Source organism: Ramlibacter pallidus, assembly GCF_015070875.1.
In the GTDB taxonomy this organism is placed as follows: Bacteria; Pseudomonadota; Gammaproteobacteria; order Burkholderiales; family Burkholderiaceae_C; genus Ramlibacter; species Ramlibacter pallidus.
The window spans coordinates 410,602-426,254 of the sequence record NZ_JADDIV010000002.1; the positions used below are offsets into that span (position 1 = coordinate 410,602).

The following is a 15,653-nucleotide window of genomic DNA, read 5'->3' on the forward strand; positions in this document are numbered from 1 at the left end:
TGCATGACCGACGCCCTGCACCCTTACGAGACGCTCACGCCCGACGTGGTGATGGACGCCTTGTCCTCCATCGGGCTGCATGGCGACGGCCGCCTGCTGGGCCTGAGCTCCTACGAGAACCGGGTCTACCAGGTGCACCTAGAGGACGCCTTCGAAGGCTGTCCCATCGTGGTCGCCAAGTTCTACCGGCCGGCGCGCTGGAGCGAAGCCCAGATCCTGGAGGAGCACGCCTTCGCCGCGGAGCTGCTGCAGGCCGAAGTGCCGGCGGTGGCGCCGCTCGCGCCGGGCGGCGCCACGCTGCACCACCACGCGGGGTTCGCCTTCAGCGTGTCGCCGCGGCGCGGCGGCCGCGCGCCCGAGCTCGACGACGGCGAGGTGCTGGAGTGGATCGGCCGCTACCTCGCGCGGCTGCACACGGTGGGCGCGCGCCGGCCCTTCGCGGTGCGGCCGGCGCTGGACGTCGCCTCCTTCGGCGAGGAGCCGCGCGACTGGCTGCTGGCGCACCACGGCATTCCGCTCGACGTGCAGGGCGACTGGCAGCGCGCCTGCGAGCTGGCGCTGGCGCGGATCCGCACGGCGTTCGACGCGGCGGCCGCGGCCGGCGTGCGCACGCTGCGCCTGCACGGCGACTGCCATCCCGGCAACATCCTCTGGACACCCGATGCCGGACCGCACTTCGTGGACCTCGACGACGCGCGCACCGGCCCCGCGGTGCAGGACCTGTGGATGCTGCTGTCGGGAGAGCGGGCCGATCGCCAGCGGCAGCTCGGCGGGCTGCTGGACGGCTACGAGCAGCTGCGCGACTTCGACCGCACGGAGCTGGCGCTGATCGAGCCGTTGCGCACGCTGCGGCTGATCCACTATTCGGCCTGGCTGGCGCGGCGCTGGGACGACCCCGCCTTCCCGCATGCGTTCCCCTGGTTCGGCACCTCCGACTATTGGCGCGGCCAGGTGCAGATGCTGGAGGAGCAGCTGGAGGCGATGGACGAACCGCCCGTGGTCGCCTGAGCGGTCAGCGCAGCGGGTTCTCCAGCACGCCGATGCCGCCGATCTCGATGCGCACGACGTCGCCGGACTGCAGGTACTTCGGCGGCTTGTAGCCGATGCCCACGCCAGCGGGAGTTCCGGTGGCGATCAGGTCGCCGGGGTACAGCGTGATGCCGGCCGAGATCGTTTCGATCAGCGTGGGGATGTCGAAGATGAAGTCCTTCGTGTTGGCGTCCTGGCGCAGCTCGCCGTTGACCCAGCACTTCACGTCGGTGGCCTGGCCGTCCATCTCGTCGGCCGTCACGAGCCACGGGCCCATCGGGCAGAAGGTGTCGAAGGACTTGCCCAGCAGCCACTGCGAATGCCGGCCCTGCCAGTCGCGCGCCGTCATGTCGTTGATGATCGTGTAGCCCCACACGTGCTGCATCGCGTCCGCCTTGCGGATGCCCTTGCCACCGCGGCCGATGACGACCGTGAGTTCGGCTTCGTAGTCGATCGAGGTCGACACCTCGGCGGGGATCAGGATCGCCTCCTTCGGGCCGATCACGGACTCCGGCACCTTGGAGAAGATGATGGGCGCGGAGGGGATGTCGCCGCCCGACTTGGCGCTGGAATCGAAACCGCTGCCGGCGAACTCCTTCGCGTGCGCGTGGTAGTTCTTGCCGACGCAGAACACGTTGCGGCGCGGGCGCGGGATCGGCGCGACGAGCTGCACCTGCTGCAGGGGAATGGCGGGGCCGGTGGCGGGCAGGGGACGACCCGCGGCCTGCGCCTCCACCAGCGGCAGCGCGCCCAGCGCCGCCTCGGCGTCGCCGAGCTGGTAGGGTTCGACCTGCTGGCCGTCGGCGGAAACAACGCCGACGCCAGCGCGGCCCTGGTAGCGGAATGCAGCGATTTTCATCGGGAAAACTCTCTTTCGCGCCGCCGCCGGCGCTTCATAGCATGCTAACAAAACCCCACCGGAGTGATCCCCCCATGATCCGTCGTTTCCTCCTCGCCGCAGGCCTTGCCGCCGCGGCCGGCCTGGCTGCCGCCCAGGCCGCGTACCCGACCAAGCCCGTCACCATGGTCGTGCCGTTCCCGCCCGGCGGCCTCGCCGACATCGTCGCGCGTCCGGTCGCCGAAGCCATGGCACGCGAGCTGGGGCAGCCGGTCGTGATCGAGAACAAGGGCGGTGCCGGCGGCGGCATCGGCATGGCCCAGGTCGCGAAGTCGGCCCCGGACGGCTACACCCTCCTGATGGCGCTGTCCTCGTACAGCGTGCTGCCCGAAGCGGACGAAGTGCTCGGCCGCCCGCAGATGTACGCGTACAGCGCGCTGCGGCCCATCGCGCGCTTCACCGCGGACCCCACCGTGCTGGCCGTGCGGGCCGACGCGCCGTGGAAGACGGTCAAGGATTTCGTCGAGGACGCGAAGAAGCGCCCCGGCGCGATCAACTTCGGCAGCTCGGGCAACTACGGGACCATGCACGTGCCGATGGAGATCCTGAACCAGGTCGCCGGCATCAGGCAGACGCACATCCCCTACACGGGCGCCGGCCCGGCCGTCGTGGCCCTGCTCGGCGGCCAGGTGGATGCGCTGTCCACCGGGCCGGCCACCGTGCTGCAGCACGTGAAGGCCGGCAAGATCCGCGTGCTCGGCCACTGGGGCACCGGCACGCTCGCATCGATGCCCGAGGTGCCCTCGATGAAGCAGGCCGGCTATGACGCCGAGTACGCGCAATGGTCCGGGCTGTTCGTGCCGGCCGGCACGCCCGATGCGGTCGTCCAGCGCCTGCGGGCCGCCGCCCGCGCCGCCGCCAACGACGCCAGGGTGAAGGACGTGATCCTCGGCGCCGGCAGCCCGGTGCTGTACCAGGACACGCCGGACTTCGAACGCTACGTGCAGAACGACGTCAAGCGCATGTCCGACGTGGTCAAGAAGATCGGCAAGGTGCAGTAGACCCCACCAGGAGCACGCCATGCAGCGTCACGCCTTCCTTCGCCGGCTCGCCGGCGCTGCCTGTGCCTGCGTGCTGCTGCAGGCGCTGCCTGCCGCGGCGCAGGCGTGGCCCACGCGGCCGATCCGCATCGTCGTGCCTTTCGCGGCCGGCGGCTCCGCCGACGTGTACGCGCGCTTCCTCGCGCAACGGCTGCCGGACATCCTGGGGCAGCCCGTGGTGGTGGAGAACCGTCCCGGTGCGGGGGCGGTGATCGGCACGGACCTCGTGGCGAAAGCGCCGCCGGACGGCTACACGCTGCTGCTGATGTCGAACACGCACACCGTGAACGAGACGCTGGTCGCGAACAAGCCCTACCACCTGACGCGTGACTTCGTGGCCGTCGCGCCCATCAACTCCGCGGACCTGGTCTTCGTGGCGCACCCCTCGGTGCGCGCCGGCAACGTCCGTGAAGTCCTCCAGCTCGCGAAGGAACGGCCGGGCCGCCTGAACTATGCGTCGTCCGGGACGGGTACGCCGTACCACATGGCCGGCGAGCTGTTCAAGAGCCTGTCGGGGACGTACCTGGTGCACATCCCGTACAAGGGCAGCTCGGGCGCGCGCGCCGACCTGCTCGGCGGCCAGGTCGACCTGATGTTCGATGCCGTGACGACCATGGTGGAACAGGTGAAGGCAGGCAAGGTCAAGGCCATCGCCACCACCGGCAGGCAGCGCTCCGCCGTGCTGCCGGAGGTGCCGACGGTGCACGAATCCGGCCTGCCGGACTACGAAGCGACGATCTGGCTCGGGCTGCTGGCGCCGAAAGGCACGCCACCCGCGGTGGTGAGCCGGCTGAACGAGGCGGTGAGCCGCATCACCAGCCAGGCGGACGTGCAGCAGGGCTGGACCCGCCAGGGCGCCACCGCGATGGTGATGAACCCGCAGGCGTTCGACCGCTACCTGCAGGAGGACATCCAGAAATGGGCGCGGCTGATCCGCTCCGCCCAGATCAAGGCCGAGTGATGGAACGCACCCTGCATCTCCTGAGCGGCGGTGCCGCGCAAGGCCTGCTGACCCGCCTGCAGCCCGCTTTCGAAGCAAAGCACGGATGCCGCATCGCGGGGACCTACGGCGCCGTGGGACTGATGAAGGACAAGCTGCTGGCGGGCGCGCCCTGCGACCTGCTGATCCTGAGCCACGCGCTCATCGCCGACCTCGTCGCGCAGGAGCGCGCGGAAGGCGCCACGGCGGCACCGGTCGGCGTGGTGAAGACCGGCGTGGCGTTGAAAGCCGGTGCCGCGCCCGCGGCCCTGCGCACGGAAGGCGACCTGCGGGCGCTGCTGCAGGCGGCCCCCGCGATCTACTTCCCGGATCCCGCCAAGGCGACGGCAGGCATCCACTTCATGAAGGTGCTGCACGCCCTCGGCCTGGCCGGCGAGGACGGCAAGCTGCGCACGTTCCCCAATGGAGCCACCGCCATGGCAGCCCTCGCGCAGGCCGCGGAGCCCGGCGCCGTCGGCTGCACGCAGGTGACCGAGATCCTCTTCACGCCGGGCGTGCAGCTCGCCGGCTTGCTGCCGCCGCCGCACGAACTGGCAACGACCTACACCGCCGCCGTCGCGGCGGGCGCGCAAGAGGCCGCGCTGGCCCGGGAACTGGTCGCGGCACTCACCGCGGCCCAGGCGGCCGGCGTGCGCAGGGACTGCGGCTTCGAATGAATCGCGCCGCCCCATGAAAAAAGGGCTGCATCGCTGCAGCCCTGCTTCTTCAGGGAGGTGAAGCCGCGGGATCAGAAGCTGGCTTCGCCCGACGGGATCTTGCCCAGGCGCAGCGCCTGGATCGCTTCGGCGCGGACGGTGCCGGCTTCCAGCGAGGTCTTCATCGGTGCGAGCACGCGCGAACCGGCCGGCTCGGTGCTGCGGGTGGCGGCGACCTTGGAGGCTTCGGCCATCACTTCGGCGCGGGTGCGGTTGCCTTCGAACTTGATGGCGAACTGGGACGCATCGGCTTCGTCGGCGCGGGCGGCACCGGAGGCGGCGGCAGCGAAGGCGACGGCGGCGAGGAGGAACTTGGCGTTCATGGCGAGGGACCTTTCAGTGGATGAGGAGTTTCTTTTTCCCGGTGAGCGGGAGGGCCCGTATTCCCTCGCGTTCACCGTGACTCCACTGTAGGTTTCGCCCTTTAGGCGAGCCTTAGCGCTCTCTTAGCTGCGCATTAGGCGATGGACTCGACGCGCGCGATCAGCCCGCTGCGGTCCTGGCGATTGCGCAGCGTGAGCAGCAGGCCGGCGCGTTCGGCGGCCGCCTGCGCGATGGCGAGGCCCAGGCCGCTGCCGTTGGCGCCGTTGCCCGGCACACGGAAGAAGCGGTCGAACACGCGCGGCAACATGTCCTGCGGGATGCCGGGGCCGGTGTCCACGACTTCCACCGCGACGCGGCCCTGGTCCTGCACCAGCCGCACGTCGACGACGCCGCCTTCGGGGGTGTAGCGCAGCGCGTTCTCGATCAGGTTGTCCAGCAGGCTGCGCAGGTCGCCCGCCGCGCAGTGCAGCGGCACCGGGGTGGTTTGCTCCGGGCCGACGAAGCCCAGGTCGATGTTGCGCTGGTCGGCGATGCCGATCAGCGTGTTCATGCTGTCGCGCAGTTGCGCGCGCAGGTCGACGATCGCGGGGCCGTCGGCGCCCGCGGCTTCCTGCCGCGACAGCCGCAGCAGCTGGTCGACGAGGCGCTGCGCCCGGCGCACGCCGGTCTCCAGCTGCGCGAACCGGTCGGCCGCGGCCTGGCAGTTGACGTCCTGGCGCATGTTCTCGACCTGCAGCGCGATCGCCGTGATGGGCGTGCGCAGTTCATGCGCGGCGTCCTGCACGAAACGGCGCTGGGTGGCGAAGGCATCGCGCAGGCGCCGCAGCAGGCTGTTGAAGGACTGCACCAGCGGCGCGATCTCGCTCGGCACGTGGCTGACCGGCAGCTCCGCGATGTTGTGCTCGTCCTGCTGCGCGGCCTGGCGCGCGATGTCCTGCAAGGCGCGCGACATCGTGCGGGCCACCAGCCAGAGCACCAGCATGGACAAGGGCAGCAACAGCACGATCGGCAGGACCGCCGCGCCGGCGCGCTCGGCGGCCAGCTTCGCGCGGAACCCTTCGCTCTGGATCACCTGCACGGTGTGCCCGCCCGCCTGGCGGGCCGGCAAGGTGTAAATGCGCCACTCGCGGCGGTCGTGCCGCACCTGGTGGAATCCGGGCGCCGGCTGCAGCGGCACGCGGAGCTCCGGCCAGGACGTCACCTGCAGGTGGCCGGCGGCGTCATAGGTCTGCACGACGTATGCGCCCCACTCCAGCACGCGCTCGGCGTTCTGGCGCGCCGGTTGCACCGCCTGGTTGTCCTCGAGCGCGGTCGCGAGCTGCTGCATCTGTTCGTCCATGAACGTGCTCACCATGCGCGAGTACGACCAGTACGACAGGCCGGCGGCGGAGATGCCCACGGCCAGGAACACCGGCACCAGCCAGAGCAGGAGCGCATGGCGGATCGAGCACAGCGGGCCGCGCGGGAAGACGTGGACGTGCCAGTGTTTCATGCCACCGCTCCGGCGCCCGTCGCGCTGCCGCCGCTGACACGCCAGCCCAGCCCCCGCACGTTGCGGATCGCGTCCGGCCCGAGCTTGCGGCGCATCCCGTGGATCAGGACGTCGACGGCGTTGCTGCTCACTTCCTCGCCCCAGCCATAGATGCGGTTCTCCAGTTGCTCGCGCGAGAGGATCGCGCCGGGCCGCTCCAGCAAGGCGTGGAGCAGTGCGAATTCGCGGGCGGACAGCTGCGCGCGCTCGCCCTGCACCAGCACCTCGCGGGTGGTGAGATCGAGCTGCACATTGGCGTTGCCGATGACCGAGTGCGCGCTGCCGTCGCGCCGGCGGATCACCGCCCGCATGCGCGCGAGCAGTTCACGGACTTCGTAGGGCTTCACCAGATAGTCGTCGGCGCCGACATCGAGGCCGCCGACACGGTCATCGACGCCATCGCGCGCCGTCAGCACCAGGACGGGCGTGGTGTCGCCGCGCGTGCGGGCGTGGCGCAGGACCTCGACACCATCGCGCTTGGGCAAGCCCAGGTCGAGCAGCACGCAGGCGTAGTCGCCATCGGCCCACGCGCTCTGCGCGAGGAGTCCGTCCTTGACCCAATCGACCGACCAGCCTTGCGTCGACAGCGCCTCTTTCAGGCTGTGGCCAATCATCTCGTCGTCTTCGACCAGCAGGACACGCATCGTCACCTTCCCTCGTGAGAAGCGAAAGATAGCCCCACTCTCTTACGTTGCCGTTAGCCCCTGGCGCGGCGTCCGTTGCATTTTCGCCAATGCCGGGCCCGCCGGTCCTGCGACCGGCGCCACTCGTCCCGGGGGGCCGTGTTGCATAGCCGTTGAAGTATGCCCCTTAGGTATCGTGCTTAATCCACAGCCGGGCCGGGTTTTCAGGGGGCCGGGCCGCCAAGTGGCTGATTCCGCGGGCCTTAACGGCGTAATGCCGAGCTGCAGCAGCTTCTCGCTGGCTGACAAGCTCGTAACAGGAAGTTGCAAAACCGGTCCGTAGATTCTAGATTCGGCCCAGATGCAGGTCCCCATGGATGCCCAACAACAGATCGTCAACAGCAGGGAAGCGGGTGAGCGCGTGGCGCTTGCCCACCGCCGCGGCCCTGGCCCTGGCGATCGCGGCACAGGCGTCCGCGCAGGGGAACGTGCAGTCGCTGGACCGGGCGCAGGCTGAACAGGAAAGGTTGCGGAAGATGCTCGAGGGCAGGCCGAAGGCCTACGAGGACAAGGTGATGGATACGACGCCGCTGCCGGACGCGTCGGATCCCGCCACGTCCGTGCCCGCCGAGGAAGGCCTGCGGACCTGGATCTCGGAAACGCGCGTCGGTCACGGCACCGGCGACTCCGGCCTGGAACTGCGCCAGTCCACCGAACTGGGCCAGCGCATGGAATACCGCCGCGAAACCCTGAGCCACGGGACTCTCCTGGCGCAGGTGGACGTGCGCCACGCCAACGGCGACACCAGCTTCGGCCCGCTGGGATTCACCAACAAGGCGACCAGCGGCCGCGTCACCCTGCGCAACATCGGCTTCCCCGTCACGACCCGCACGTTCGCGGACACGGCACTGGGCGACGTCGGCAGCGAGGTGACCGATGCGCTGTCGCGCTCCTACCGCCTCTCGCTGGGCAGCAGCGTCGTGCGGGGCGCCAGCGCCCGGGTGTTCGACGCCGAATCCGACCTGCGCGCCGGCTACGGCCTGCGCGGCAACCTGCGCGGCGGCCCTTATCCGGGCTTCGAACGCACGCGGGGCGCCCTGGGGTGGGCCGGCTACAGCCGGCGTTTCGGCGAACAGGCCTTCGCCGGCGTGCAGGCCAGCCACGCCACCGAGGTGCCCGTCTTCTCGCTCACCGCTCCCGCCGGCGCGGCGACGGCCACCATCCACAGCGCCGCCGCGAGCGTCGGCTATGGCAAGGAACTGCTGGGACCGGGCGAGCATCGCGCCCGCGCGACCGTCCTGCACAGCTCCACCTCCGGCGTCGGCCCGGCCAGCGGCCTGTTCCTGGAAGGCGCGGCGCGCACGGGCAGCCTGCGCCACGAATTCGGCGCGTATCGCGCGGATGCCGACCTCTATTACGGCGACTACCTGCTGGCTTCGGACAACCGGGGCGCGTACTGGCGCGTCGATTCCAGCAGCCTGCGCCTGAACTGGGGCGCCGGCATCGACGTCGAGGAACAGAACCCGGGCCGCGAGGCCGGCCGGCCGAACCGCCTGGCCGTCGGCCTGCAGGGCAACGTGCAGTTGCGCATCGACCGTGACCAGATGATCGGCGGCAGCGCGGTGGTGCTGAACAGCCGCTACGACGCGGCCGCTTCGCTCGCTTCCGGCTTTCCCGAGGGGGCCCGCAGCGCCCACCTGAGCGCCTACTACGACGTGCGCATGCGCGAGTGGGGCCGCAGCCGCTTCCGCGTGACGCTGCGGCGCAACGAGGTGCTGGTCGCCAACGAGGCGCCCGCCACCGGCGAGGAATTCGAGTGGGAGCATGACTGGATCACCGGCCGCTACGAAACCATGCGCCCGGAGTTCACGACCGTGCTGGGCGTCTCGCGCGAGCGCAACAACGGCACCACGGAACTGCGCCCCATCGCCGGCGTGAACTTCCGCTGGTGGCCCACGCCGGACTGGACGGTCGGCGGGAACCTGCGCTACACGGCCACGAACAGCAACCTGGCCATCTCGCGCGGGCTGTCCGGCGCGGTCGACAGCGAAGTCACCTTGGCCGGCGGCTGGGTGCTGGGCGGGTCGCTCACCCTCAACCAGGCGGTGGTGGAGATTCCCCCCGGCGGCATCGGCACCCCCGTGGTCACCCGCAGCAACGACAAGTACGCGTCGGTGTACCTGCGCTGGCAAGGCACCAGCGGCGGTGGCTTCAGCGGCGCGGGTGTCGGCGTGGGCGGCGCCGTGGGCGCGGGCTCGGTGGCGGGCACGGTCTACTTCGACGCCGACCGCGACGGCGAGCAGTCGTCCGGCGAAGCCGGCGTGCCGAACGTGGAGGTCGTGATCGACGGCCGCTATCGCACGACGACCGACCGGCAAGGCCGGTTCGCATTTCCGCTGGTGGGCACGGGACGCCACCAGCTGACGCTCACGCTCGAAACCGTGCCGCTGCCCTGGGGCGCGTCGTCGGAACAGGCCGTGAGCATCGATGTCCCGCTGCGTGGTCAGGCCAACCCCCGCATCCCCGTGGTGCGGGTGGGGGAATGAGCATGTGGACCATCCGACCCAGCGGGGCAGCGGCCATGCGGGTCCATTTCGTTGTTTGACAAATCGTTGGAAGGAAAGACCATGAAGACCAAGATGAAGGCGATCGCCGCAGCCGTCGGCACCGTGATGCTGTTCGCCGCGCAGCAAGCTGCCGCGGAAAGCACCTACGGCTACGAGACGAACGCGCTCAACCCCGTCACCGCGACGTCGCGCGTGACGATCACCGTCACCACGCCGAAGCTGATCCTGCTGCGTGTGGGCGTTCCCGGCGCGACCTGGCAGACCGTGAACCTGGGCCTCACGCCGGACGTGCAGACCGCCCCGGGCCCGCTGCCCACGACCGTGGGCAACAGCCAGGCCGCCACGTGGGACGGCAACGCGCCGGTGTTCACGGCGAACACCGTGAACGTCAACGCGTTCCTCTGGCACAACAACAACGGCAACGCGCAGCTGACCTGCGTGGTGGGCACGCCCTTCCCGACGCTGGCGGCTTCGGCGGTGACCGTCAGTTCCCTGGCCGGCGGCCTGCAGCACCCGGGCAGCGACACCACCTGCGCGACGCCCACGACCGGCCTGGCGCGCAACACGGTGCACACCGGCACCTGGACGTACGGCGTCTCCGCGGCCGCGCTGACCAGCGCGATGCCCGGCAGCGAGTCGCAGACCGTGACGTACATCGCGACGACCCTGTAACGCGCAAGTGTCGCCGGGCGCGGCCCGGCGACGGGAGCAACCATGAAGAACATTCGTTGGGGAGCGCTGGCGACAGCGCTGGGCGCAGCCGTGGTCTCGAGCGGCGCGATCGCCGAAAGCACGTACGGCTACAACGCCGCAGGCACCGGCTCGGTCACGGCCACGGCCCGCGTCAACCTGCAGGTCACGGTGGCCAAGCTGATCCTGCTGCGCGTGGGTTCGACCAATGCGGCGGTCGACACGCTGGCGTGGACGGTCGGCAAGTCCATTCCGGCCGTGCCGACGACGCCGGCCACCGGCAACAACACCGCCGTGGACTGGAGCGGCGCGGCCCCGACAACACCGGCGCTGGCCAACCCTGCCGCGGTGAACGTGTTCGCCTGGACCAACGCGACCACGCCCACGATCAACTGCGCGGTCGGCGCCTGGACCGGCCCGGCCGGCGGCCCGACCAACGCCAACTTCACCGTGGCGGTCGGCGGAGCCACCCCCGTGCCGCACCCCGGCGCGAACCTCGGCGCCTGCGCGTCGACGAACTTCACGGCCAACACGCTGCTGACCGGCACGTGGACCTATGCGCTCGGCGGCACGCCGGGGACCTGGCCGGCCGGCGTCTACTCCACCACGGTGACGTACACGGCGACCGGCCTCTAAGATGCGGGGATGAGCACGTCCCGGACCGTCGAACGCGCCCGCGGCTGGTTGTTGGCCGCCGCGGCGGCCGCAGCCGCGGCGCCCGCCGGCGCGGTGTTCACGTTCACGCCCCTGGACACGCCGCGCGAGGTGACGCTGCAGGTCGGCTCGCCCGGCAACCTGGTGAACGAAGTGCGGTTCACGGTGAACAATGCGGCGGTGGCGCCGAACCCCGTGCCGGTGACAGGCATCCCCAGCAACAACACCCCCAACACGTCGCCGGCGGGCGGCGTGGAGATCATCGTCACGACCCGCATGCCGCCTTCGGTCTTCGGATCCGACACGATGACGCTGACCGTCGATTCGACCCAGGGCCTGGCCTGCGTGGGCGGATCGGGATGCGGCACCACCGTCATCCCGTTCACCACCATCGGCTGGACCTCGTACAACACCGACCCGTCCGGCCAGGACATCCAGGCCGGCACCTTCAACGCGACGGCCACGCAGCAGCTGGCCACGTACACCGTGTACACGGGCTTCCCCTGGACGGGGCAGAGCGTCAACATGCGCAACGTGCTGGTCTTCCGGTACGACAACGCGACGCTGTATCCGTCGGGCACCTACGAGGGCCGCGTGGTCTACACGGCAACCAACCTGTGAACCCGAAGTGGGCCATGGCCATGTTGCTTGCCGCCGCCACGGCGGCACAGGCCGTCGAGCGGCTGGACGACAGCGCGTCGCCGCGCAGCCGCGTCCGCGCGCCGGTGGTGCTCGGCGAGGACGGCAGGCCGCTGCAGGACAGCCGCAACGCCACCCGTGCCACCGTCCGCTTCGGCCGGGTGGACTACAAGCTGTCCACCGCACGCCATGCAGGGCGCACCGCGCGCATCTACTACGTGGTGCCGGCGGCCATTCCCGGCCTGCGTTCGCCATCGGGCCTGCGCGTCGAATGGCGGGGCAGCGGCCTCTTCGCCGACGGCAGCGCCATGCCCGGGGAACGCCGGCTGGTCTGGAGCGGCGTGGTGCCCGGTCCGTGGATGACCGAAGGGCTGGACCTCACCTTCCACGTGGACCTGCGACAACTGCAATTGCGTCCGAACGAACCGTTCGGCTTCGAGTCGTACTTCGAGATCGAGATTTCCCCATGACTTCCCTCCTGCGCTCCGCCGCCCTGCTGGCCCTTGCCCTGGCCGCAGCCGCGCCCGCCTTCCCGGCCTCCTTCGAGGTGGCGATCTCCCCTTCGCGGTTCGAAGTGGCCGGCAAGGCCGGCGCCCGCATCGGCCAGTCGCTCACCATCCACAACCTCGGCAACACGGCAACCGACGTCTCCGTGCGCACCCTGGACTGGAGCTATTCGCCCGAAGGCCAGATCACGTACCACGACGAACTCGTTCCCGGCAGCTGCCGGCCCTGGGTGACGCTGGAACGGCGGACGTTGCGCGTGCCGCAGCAAGGCCGCAGCAACTTCCGCTTCCAGATCGACATTCCGCCGGAAGCCCCGCGCGGGGAGTGCCGCCTGATGCTGGCGGTCGAGGGCATCGAGCCGGCGTACCAGGCCCAGATCCAGAGCGGCAACGCCAGCCTCAGCCTGCCGGTGAGCGGGCGCATCGCGCTCGCGGTGTACGTGAAGGTCGGCGGCGCGGAGCCGAAGCTCGAGGTGAACCAGGTGGGCGTGAAGTCCGTCAACGGCAAGCCGACGCCGGTGATCACCGTGACCAACAAGGGCGATGCGCACGGGCGGCTGGAAGGCGGCCTCGAATCGACCGATGCGAAGGGCCTCCGGTTCGACCTGACGCCCGAGAGCACGCCCATCCTGCCGGGCCAGACCCGCACGCTCCCGCTGGCACCGCGGGGCGAAGCCAACCAGAAGCCCCCGGAGATCACCCTGCCCGTCCGGAGCAAGGGCCAGATCGACTGGGAACTGGGAAGCTTCAAGGTGGACGTGGAGTTCAAGTGAATCCGCTCGCGCGCCGGGCCTGCTGCGCTGTCCTGGCGCTGGCGCCAGCGCTCGCCTCGGCCGACCGCGGGTCGGGCACGAACGCCGCCAGCGCGGATCTCGACTTCCGCATCGACATCGGGAAGTTCCTGTTCTTCCGGGTCGGCAGCGGCGCGTACCCGACGGCGAGCACCACGGTCGACACCGTCACGCTGAACACCGCCCCGAACATCCCGCCGGGCGCCGTCGTGCCGGTGCCCGGCAACAGCACCACCGTGAACTGGGACGGCACGCTGCCGATCCCGGCGAACTCGGCCAGCGTGCCGGTGGAAGTGCGCAGCAATGCAGGTCAGGTGACCATCCGGGCGACGGTGGTGCAGCCGCTCACCAGCGGCGCGAACACGATCCCGATGTCGCAGATCGTGATGGGCACGAGCGACCCCGCCTTGCCCGCGCCGGTGCTGCCGAACACGCTGACGGGGCCCGCGGTGAACGTGGCCGGCACCGCGTTCAGCAACCTGGTGACGCTGCGCAGCGCCACCTGGAGCTTCAGCTATTCCCCTGCGCCCGGGCAGCCGGCAGGCAACTACACGGGGCAGGTCCGCTTCACGGCCTCCTCGCCGTGACGGCGCTCAGGCTCAGACGGCGCCGGGCGGCAGGGCGGTAGGCGCATCGGGCGCGGGTGCGGGGCCTTCGCCGTACTGGTTGGCCGCACCGGTCGGCTGCACCAGGAAGTAGATCATCACGGCCCAGCCGAGCACGGGGATGAACCACAGCAGCTGGAACCAGCCGCTCTTGCCGATGTCGTGCAGGCGGCGCGCGCCGACGGCGAGGGACGGCAGCACCAGGCCCAGGTTCACCAGCATCGCGAGGATGTCGCTGACCATGCCGACCACCAGGCCCACGACCAGCGTGAACAGCGCGAACCACCAGAACTCCGGACGGCCTGCGCGGCCGCTGAAGTCGACGTACTTGTCCTTCAGGCAGGTGATGACCGATTGCTTGAAATCCATGGGGGAGACCCTCCTCGTTGTTGTGGCGGGGCCATCATACGGACGGGGCCGGCGAAGACAAGCCGCCGGGAGTCACATTTCCGGTACTCCTCCTCGGAACGGCGCGCTTCCGGAAGGCTACGGCGGCCGTCAGGCGTCCCGCTTCGGGATGTCGAGGCCGCGCGCCACGGCCGGACGCGCCACGAACGCATCGAGCACCCGCCGCACGTGGGGGAACGCATCGAAGCCCACCAGGTCGCCCGCGCCGTAGAAGCCCACGAGGTTGCGCACCCACGGAAAGATCGCGATGTCCGCGATGCCGTAGCTGTCCTCCACCATCCACTCGCGGCCCTGGAGGTGCCGCTCCAGCACGCCAAGCAGTCGCTTCGATTCGTTCACGTAGCGGTCCCGCGGCCGCTTGTCCTCGAAGTCCTTGCCCGCGAACTTGTGGAAGAACCCGAGCTGGCCGAACGTGGGTCCGATCCCGCCCATCTGGAACATCACCCACTGGAGCGTCTCGTAGCGTGCGCCAGGGTCCCGAGCCATCAGCCGCCCGGTCTTCTCTGCCAGGTACACGAGGATGGCGCCGGACTCGAACAGCGCGAGCGGCTTTCCTCCGGGTCCGGCCGGATCGAGGATCGCCGGGATCTTGTTGTTCGGATTGAGCGACAGGAATTCGGGCGACATCTGGTCGTTCGTGTCGAACGAAACCTTGTGCACCTCGTACGGCACTCCGAGCTCCTCCAGCGCGATGGAGACCTTGACCCCGTTGGGCGTGGGAAGCGAATAGAGCTGCAGCCGGTCCGGGTGCTGCGCCGGCCACTTGCGGGTGATGGGGAAGGCGGAAAGGTCGGGCATGGGGTGCGTGTTCTTGTTTTCCCTGGGCGTCCCTAGATCTTCTTGCGGCCGGCCGAGGTGGTGGAAAGCGGGTCGTCTTCCTGCGGCAGGGAAAGGACGGTGCGCACCGCGCGCATCAGTGCGTCCGGGGTGCAGGGCTTGGTGACGTAGCCGTCCGCGCCCAGGGAGATGCCGCGGATCACGGATTCGCGCGTGGCCTTGCCGGTCAGCATGATCACCGCCACGTCCTTCAGCGCCGGGTGCTGGCGCACGCGCAGCAGGATGTCGAAGCCGTCCGCGTCCGGGAGCATGACGTCCAGCAGGATCAGGTCCGGGATCGGGGGGCGGCGGATCTCGGCGACGACCTCCGCACGGTCGCCAGCCTGGCGCACCTGGAAGCCGTGCAGCGTGAGGAGCGTGGTCGTGAACTTCGCGAGCACGGCTTCGTCCTCGACCACGATCGCCGTCAGGGGCTTGTCCGCGGCGCGCACCGGCGCCGCCCGCGGCCGCGCGATCTGCACGAAGAACCCGCTGCGCTGCAACGATGCAAGGCTGGTATCGACCTCGGCGTCGCCCACGTTGCGGCTCAGGCGCTGCACGTCGGCGTTCCACTGCGCGGTGAAGGGGTCCGGCTCCGCAAGCTTGACCAGGTTGCGCATCTGCAGCGCGGTCAACATCGCCCCGGCGCTCTTGCGTGCCTCGGGCTGCATGCCGTCGACCACCTGCTGGTAGCTGAGCACGCCGTCGAAGCGCACGAGCAGATCGAGCTGTGCCGGCGTCAGGCTGGTGGCGCTGCTGTGCAGCTCACTCTCGCCGAGGGGCGTGAGGGCGTAGATGTCGTCTGGGTGCATGGCGGTCGGTCCGGCGGAGACAGCC

18 protein-coding genes are annotated in these 15,653 nt (G+C 70.2%); 11 read left to right on the forward strand and 7 right to left on the reverse strand.

All coding sequences use genetic code 11. From position 1 onward, the window contains the following. Positions 1 to 3 precede the first annotated feature (3 nt). Positions 4 to 1,008 (forward strand): serine/threonine protein kinase, encoded by a 1,005-nt coding sequence (locus IM787_RS06860; protein WP_193675896.1) that lies wholly within the window; start codon positions 4 to 6, stop codon positions 1,006 to 1,008. A 4-nt stretch (positions 1,009 to 1,012) separates the two neighbouring features. On the opposite strand, the gene IM787_RS06865 is transcribed toward IM787_RS06860, so the two are convergent. Further along, the gene (locus IM787_RS06865) at positions 1,013 to 1,888 is read right to left on the reverse strand and encodes a fumarylacetoacetate hydrolase family protein (protein WP_193675897.1); all 876 of its coding nucleotides are present in this window, start codon (positions 1,886 to 1,888) and stop codon (positions 1,013 to 1,015) included. Between the two features lie 74 nt (positions 1,889 to 1,962). On the opposite strand from IM787_RS06865, the gene IM787_RS06870 reads away from it, so the two are divergent. From IM787_RS06870 to IM787_RS06880, 3 genes are read left to right on the forward strand one after another with little or no spacing between them, the layout of a single operon-like run. Continuing rightward, entirely contained in the window at positions 1,963 to 2,928 is a 966-nt protein-coding gene (locus IM787_RS06870; RefSeq protein WP_193675898.1) for a tripartite tricarboxylate transporter substrate binding protein, read from the forward strand. 19 nt (positions 2,929 to 2,947) lie between these two features. Next, positions 2,948 to 3,928 carry a tripartite tricarboxylate transporter substrate binding protein gene (locus IM787_RS06875; RefSeq protein WP_193675899.1) on the forward strand — a complete coding sequence of 327 codons (981 nt, stop codon included), beginning with the start codon at positions 2,948 to 2,950 and terminating at the stop codon, positions 3,926 to 3,928. Continuing rightward, positions 3,928 to 4,623, forward strand: a complete 696-nt coding sequence (locus tag IM787_RS06880) for a substrate-binding domain-containing protein (protein WP_193675900.1) — start codon at positions 3,928 to 3,930, stop codon at positions 4,621 to 4,623. The genes IM787_RS06875 and IM787_RS06880 overlap by 1 nt, the downstream gene beginning before the upstream one ends. A 71-nt stretch (positions 4,624 to 4,694) precedes the next feature. Here IM787_RS06880 and IM787_RS06885 read toward each other — a convergent pair whose 3' ends face one another. The 3 genes from IM787_RS06885 to IM787_RS06895 form a co-directional block, all read right to left on the reverse strand. Next, complete coding sequence (locus tag IM787_RS06885) at positions 4,695 to 4,985, reverse strand: DUF4148 domain-containing protein (RefSeq protein WP_193675901.1); 291 nt, start codon at positions 4,983 to 4,985, stop codon at positions 4,695 to 4,697. A gap of 134 nt (positions 4,986 to 5,119) precedes the next feature. Continuing rightward, the gene (locus tag IM787_RS06890) at positions 5,120 to 6,478 is read right to left on the reverse strand and encodes a sensor histidine kinase (protein ID WP_193675902.1); all 1,359 of its coding nucleotides are present in this window, start codon (positions 6,476 to 6,478) and stop codon (positions 5,120 to 5,122) included. Continuing rightward, positions 6,475 to 7,161, reverse strand: coding sequence for a response regulator (locus IM787_RS06895; RefSeq protein ID WP_193675903.1), 687 nt, complete (start codon positions 7,159 to 7,161; stop codon positions 6,475 to 6,477). Before IM787_RS06895 ends, IM787_RS06890 begins: the two co-directional genes overlap by 4 nt. A gap of 392 nt (positions 7,162 to 7,553) precedes the next feature. On the opposite strand from IM787_RS06895, the gene IM787_RS06900 reads away from it, so the two are divergent. The 7 genes from IM787_RS06900 to IM787_RS06930 all read left to right on the forward strand — a co-directional run bounded on the left by IM787_RS06900 (position 7,554) and on the right by IM787_RS06930 (position 13,574). Further along, the gene (locus IM787_RS06900) at positions 7,554 to 9,686 is read left to right on the forward strand and encodes a hypothetical protein (protein ID WP_193675904.1); all 2,133 of its coding nucleotides are present in this window, start codon (positions 7,554 to 7,556) and stop codon (positions 9,684 to 9,686) included. A gap of 81 nt (positions 9,687 to 9,767) precedes the next feature. Continuing rightward, positions 9,768 to 10,379, forward strand: a complete 612-nt coding sequence (locus IM787_RS06905; RefSeq protein WP_193675905.1) for a hypothetical protein — start codon at positions 9,768 to 9,770, stop codon at positions 10,377 to 10,379. A gap of 42 nt (positions 10,380 to 10,421) precedes the next feature. Beyond that, complete coding sequence (locus IM787_RS06910; RefSeq protein WP_193675906.1) at positions 10,422 to 11,033, forward strand: hypothetical protein; 612 nt, start codon at positions 10,422 to 10,424, stop codon at positions 11,031 to 11,033. Between the two features lie 9 nt (positions 11,034 to 11,042). Further along, a complete protein-coding gene (locus IM787_RS06915) occupies positions 11,043 to 11,672 on the forward strand; it encodes a hypothetical protein (RefSeq protein ID WP_193675907.1) in 630 nt (209 codons plus the stop codon). A 14-nt stretch (positions 11,673 to 11,686) separates the two neighbouring features. Further along, positions 11,687 to 12,160: a hypothetical protein gene (locus tag IM787_RS06920; RefSeq protein WP_193675908.1), complete on the forward strand. Its 474-nt coding sequence runs from the start codon at positions 11,687 to 11,689 to the stop codon at positions 12,158 to 12,160. Next, complete coding sequence (locus tag IM787_RS06925; RefSeq protein ID WP_193675909.1) at positions 12,157 to 12,969, forward strand: fimbrial biogenesis chaperone; 813 nt, start codon at positions 12,157 to 12,159, stop codon at positions 12,967 to 12,969. Before IM787_RS06920 ends, IM787_RS06925 begins: the two co-directional genes overlap by 4 nt. Beyond that, positions 12,966 to 13,574: a hypothetical protein gene (locus IM787_RS06930; RefSeq protein WP_193675910.1), complete on the forward strand. Its 609-nt coding sequence runs from the start codon at positions 12,966 to 12,968 to the stop codon at positions 13,572 to 13,574. The genes IM787_RS06925 and IM787_RS06930 overlap by 4 nt, the downstream gene beginning before the upstream one ends. A 12-nt stretch (positions 13,575 to 13,586) precedes the next feature. Here IM787_RS06930 and IM787_RS06935 read toward each other — a convergent pair whose 3' ends face one another. The 3 genes from IM787_RS06935 to IM787_RS06945 all read right to left on the reverse strand — a co-directional run bounded on the left by IM787_RS06935 (position 13,587) and on the right by IM787_RS06945 (position 15,628). Further along, complete coding sequence (locus tag IM787_RS06935; protein ID WP_193675911.1) at positions 13,587 to 13,961, reverse strand: DUF805 domain-containing protein; 375 nt, start codon at positions 13,959 to 13,961, stop codon at positions 13,587 to 13,589. Positions 13,962 to 14,090: 129 nt separating this feature from the next. Next, complete coding sequence (locus IM787_RS06940) at positions 14,091 to 14,798, reverse strand: glutathione S-transferase N-terminal domain-containing protein (protein WP_193675912.1); 708 nt, start codon at positions 14,796 to 14,798, stop codon at positions 14,091 to 14,093. Positions 14,799 to 14,830: 32 nt separating this feature from the next. Beyond that, on the reverse strand, positions 14,831 to 15,628 hold the full coding sequence (locus IM787_RS06945; protein WP_193675913.1) for a response regulator transcription factor: 798 nt from the start codon (positions 15,626 to 15,628) through the stop codon (positions 14,831 to 14,833). Between the last annotated feature and the right edge of the window lie 25 nt (positions 15,629 to 15,653).

Coding starts and splice junctions, on each gene's coding strand:
- IM787_RS06860 (WP_193675896.1), top strand. CDS start 4: ATGACCGACGCCCTGCACCCTTACGAGACGCTCACGCCCGACGTGGTG.
- IM787_RS06865 (WP_193675897.1), bottom strand. CDS start 1,888: ATGAAAATCGCTGCATTCCGCTACCAGGGCCGCGCTGGCGTCGGCGTT.
- IM787_RS06870 (WP_193675898.1), top strand. CDS start 1,963: ATGATCCGTCGTTTCCTCCTCGCCGCAGGCCTTGCCGCCGCGGCCGGC.
- IM787_RS06875 (WP_193675899.1), top strand. CDS start 2,948: ATGCAGCGTCACGCCTTCCTTCGCCGGCTCGCCGGCGCTGCCTGTGCC.
- IM787_RS06880 (WP_193675900.1), top strand. CDS start 3,928: ATGGAACGCACCCTGCATCTCCTGAGCGGCGGTGCCGCGCAAGGCCTG.
- IM787_RS06885 (WP_193675901.1), bottom strand. CDS start 4,985: ATGAACGCCAAGTTCCTCCTCGCCGCCGTCGCCTTCGCTGCCGCCGCC.
- IM787_RS06890 (WP_193675902.1), bottom strand. CDS start 6,478: ATGAAACACTGGCACGTCCACGTCTTCCCGCGCGGCCCGCTGTGCTCG.
- IM787_RS06895 (WP_193675903.1), bottom strand. CDS start 7,161: ATGCGTGTCCTGCTGGTCGAAGACGACGAGATGATTGGCCACAGCCTG.
- IM787_RS06905 (WP_193675905.1), top strand. CDS start 9,768: ATGAAGACCAAGATGAAGGCGATCGCCGCAGCCGTCGGCACCGTGATG.
- IM787_RS06910 (WP_193675906.1), top strand. CDS start 10,422: ATGAAGAACATTCGTTGGGGAGCGCTGGCGACAGCGCTGGGCGCAGCC.
- IM787_RS06915 (WP_193675907.1), top strand. CDS start 11,043: ATGAGCACGTCCCGGACCGTCGAACGCGCCCGCGGCTGGTTGTTGGCC.
- IM787_RS06920 (WP_193675908.1), top strand. CDS start 11,687: ATGGCCATGTTGCTTGCCGCCGCCACGGCGGCACAGGCCGTCGAGCGG.
- IM787_RS06925 (WP_193675909.1), top strand. CDS start 12,157: ATGACTTCCCTCCTGCGCTCCGCCGCCCTGCTGGCCCTTGCCCTGGCC.
- IM787_RS06935 (WP_193675911.1), bottom strand. CDS start 13,961: ATGGATTTCAAGCAATCGGTCATCACCTGCCTGAAGGACAAGTACGTC.
- IM787_RS06940 (WP_193675912.1), bottom strand. CDS start 14,798: ATGCCCGACCTTTCCGCCTTCCCCATCACCCGCAAGTGGCCGGCGCAG.
- IM787_RS06945 (WP_193675913.1), bottom strand. CDS start 15,628: ATGCACCCAGACGACATCTACGCCCTCACGCCCCTCGGCGAGAGTGAG.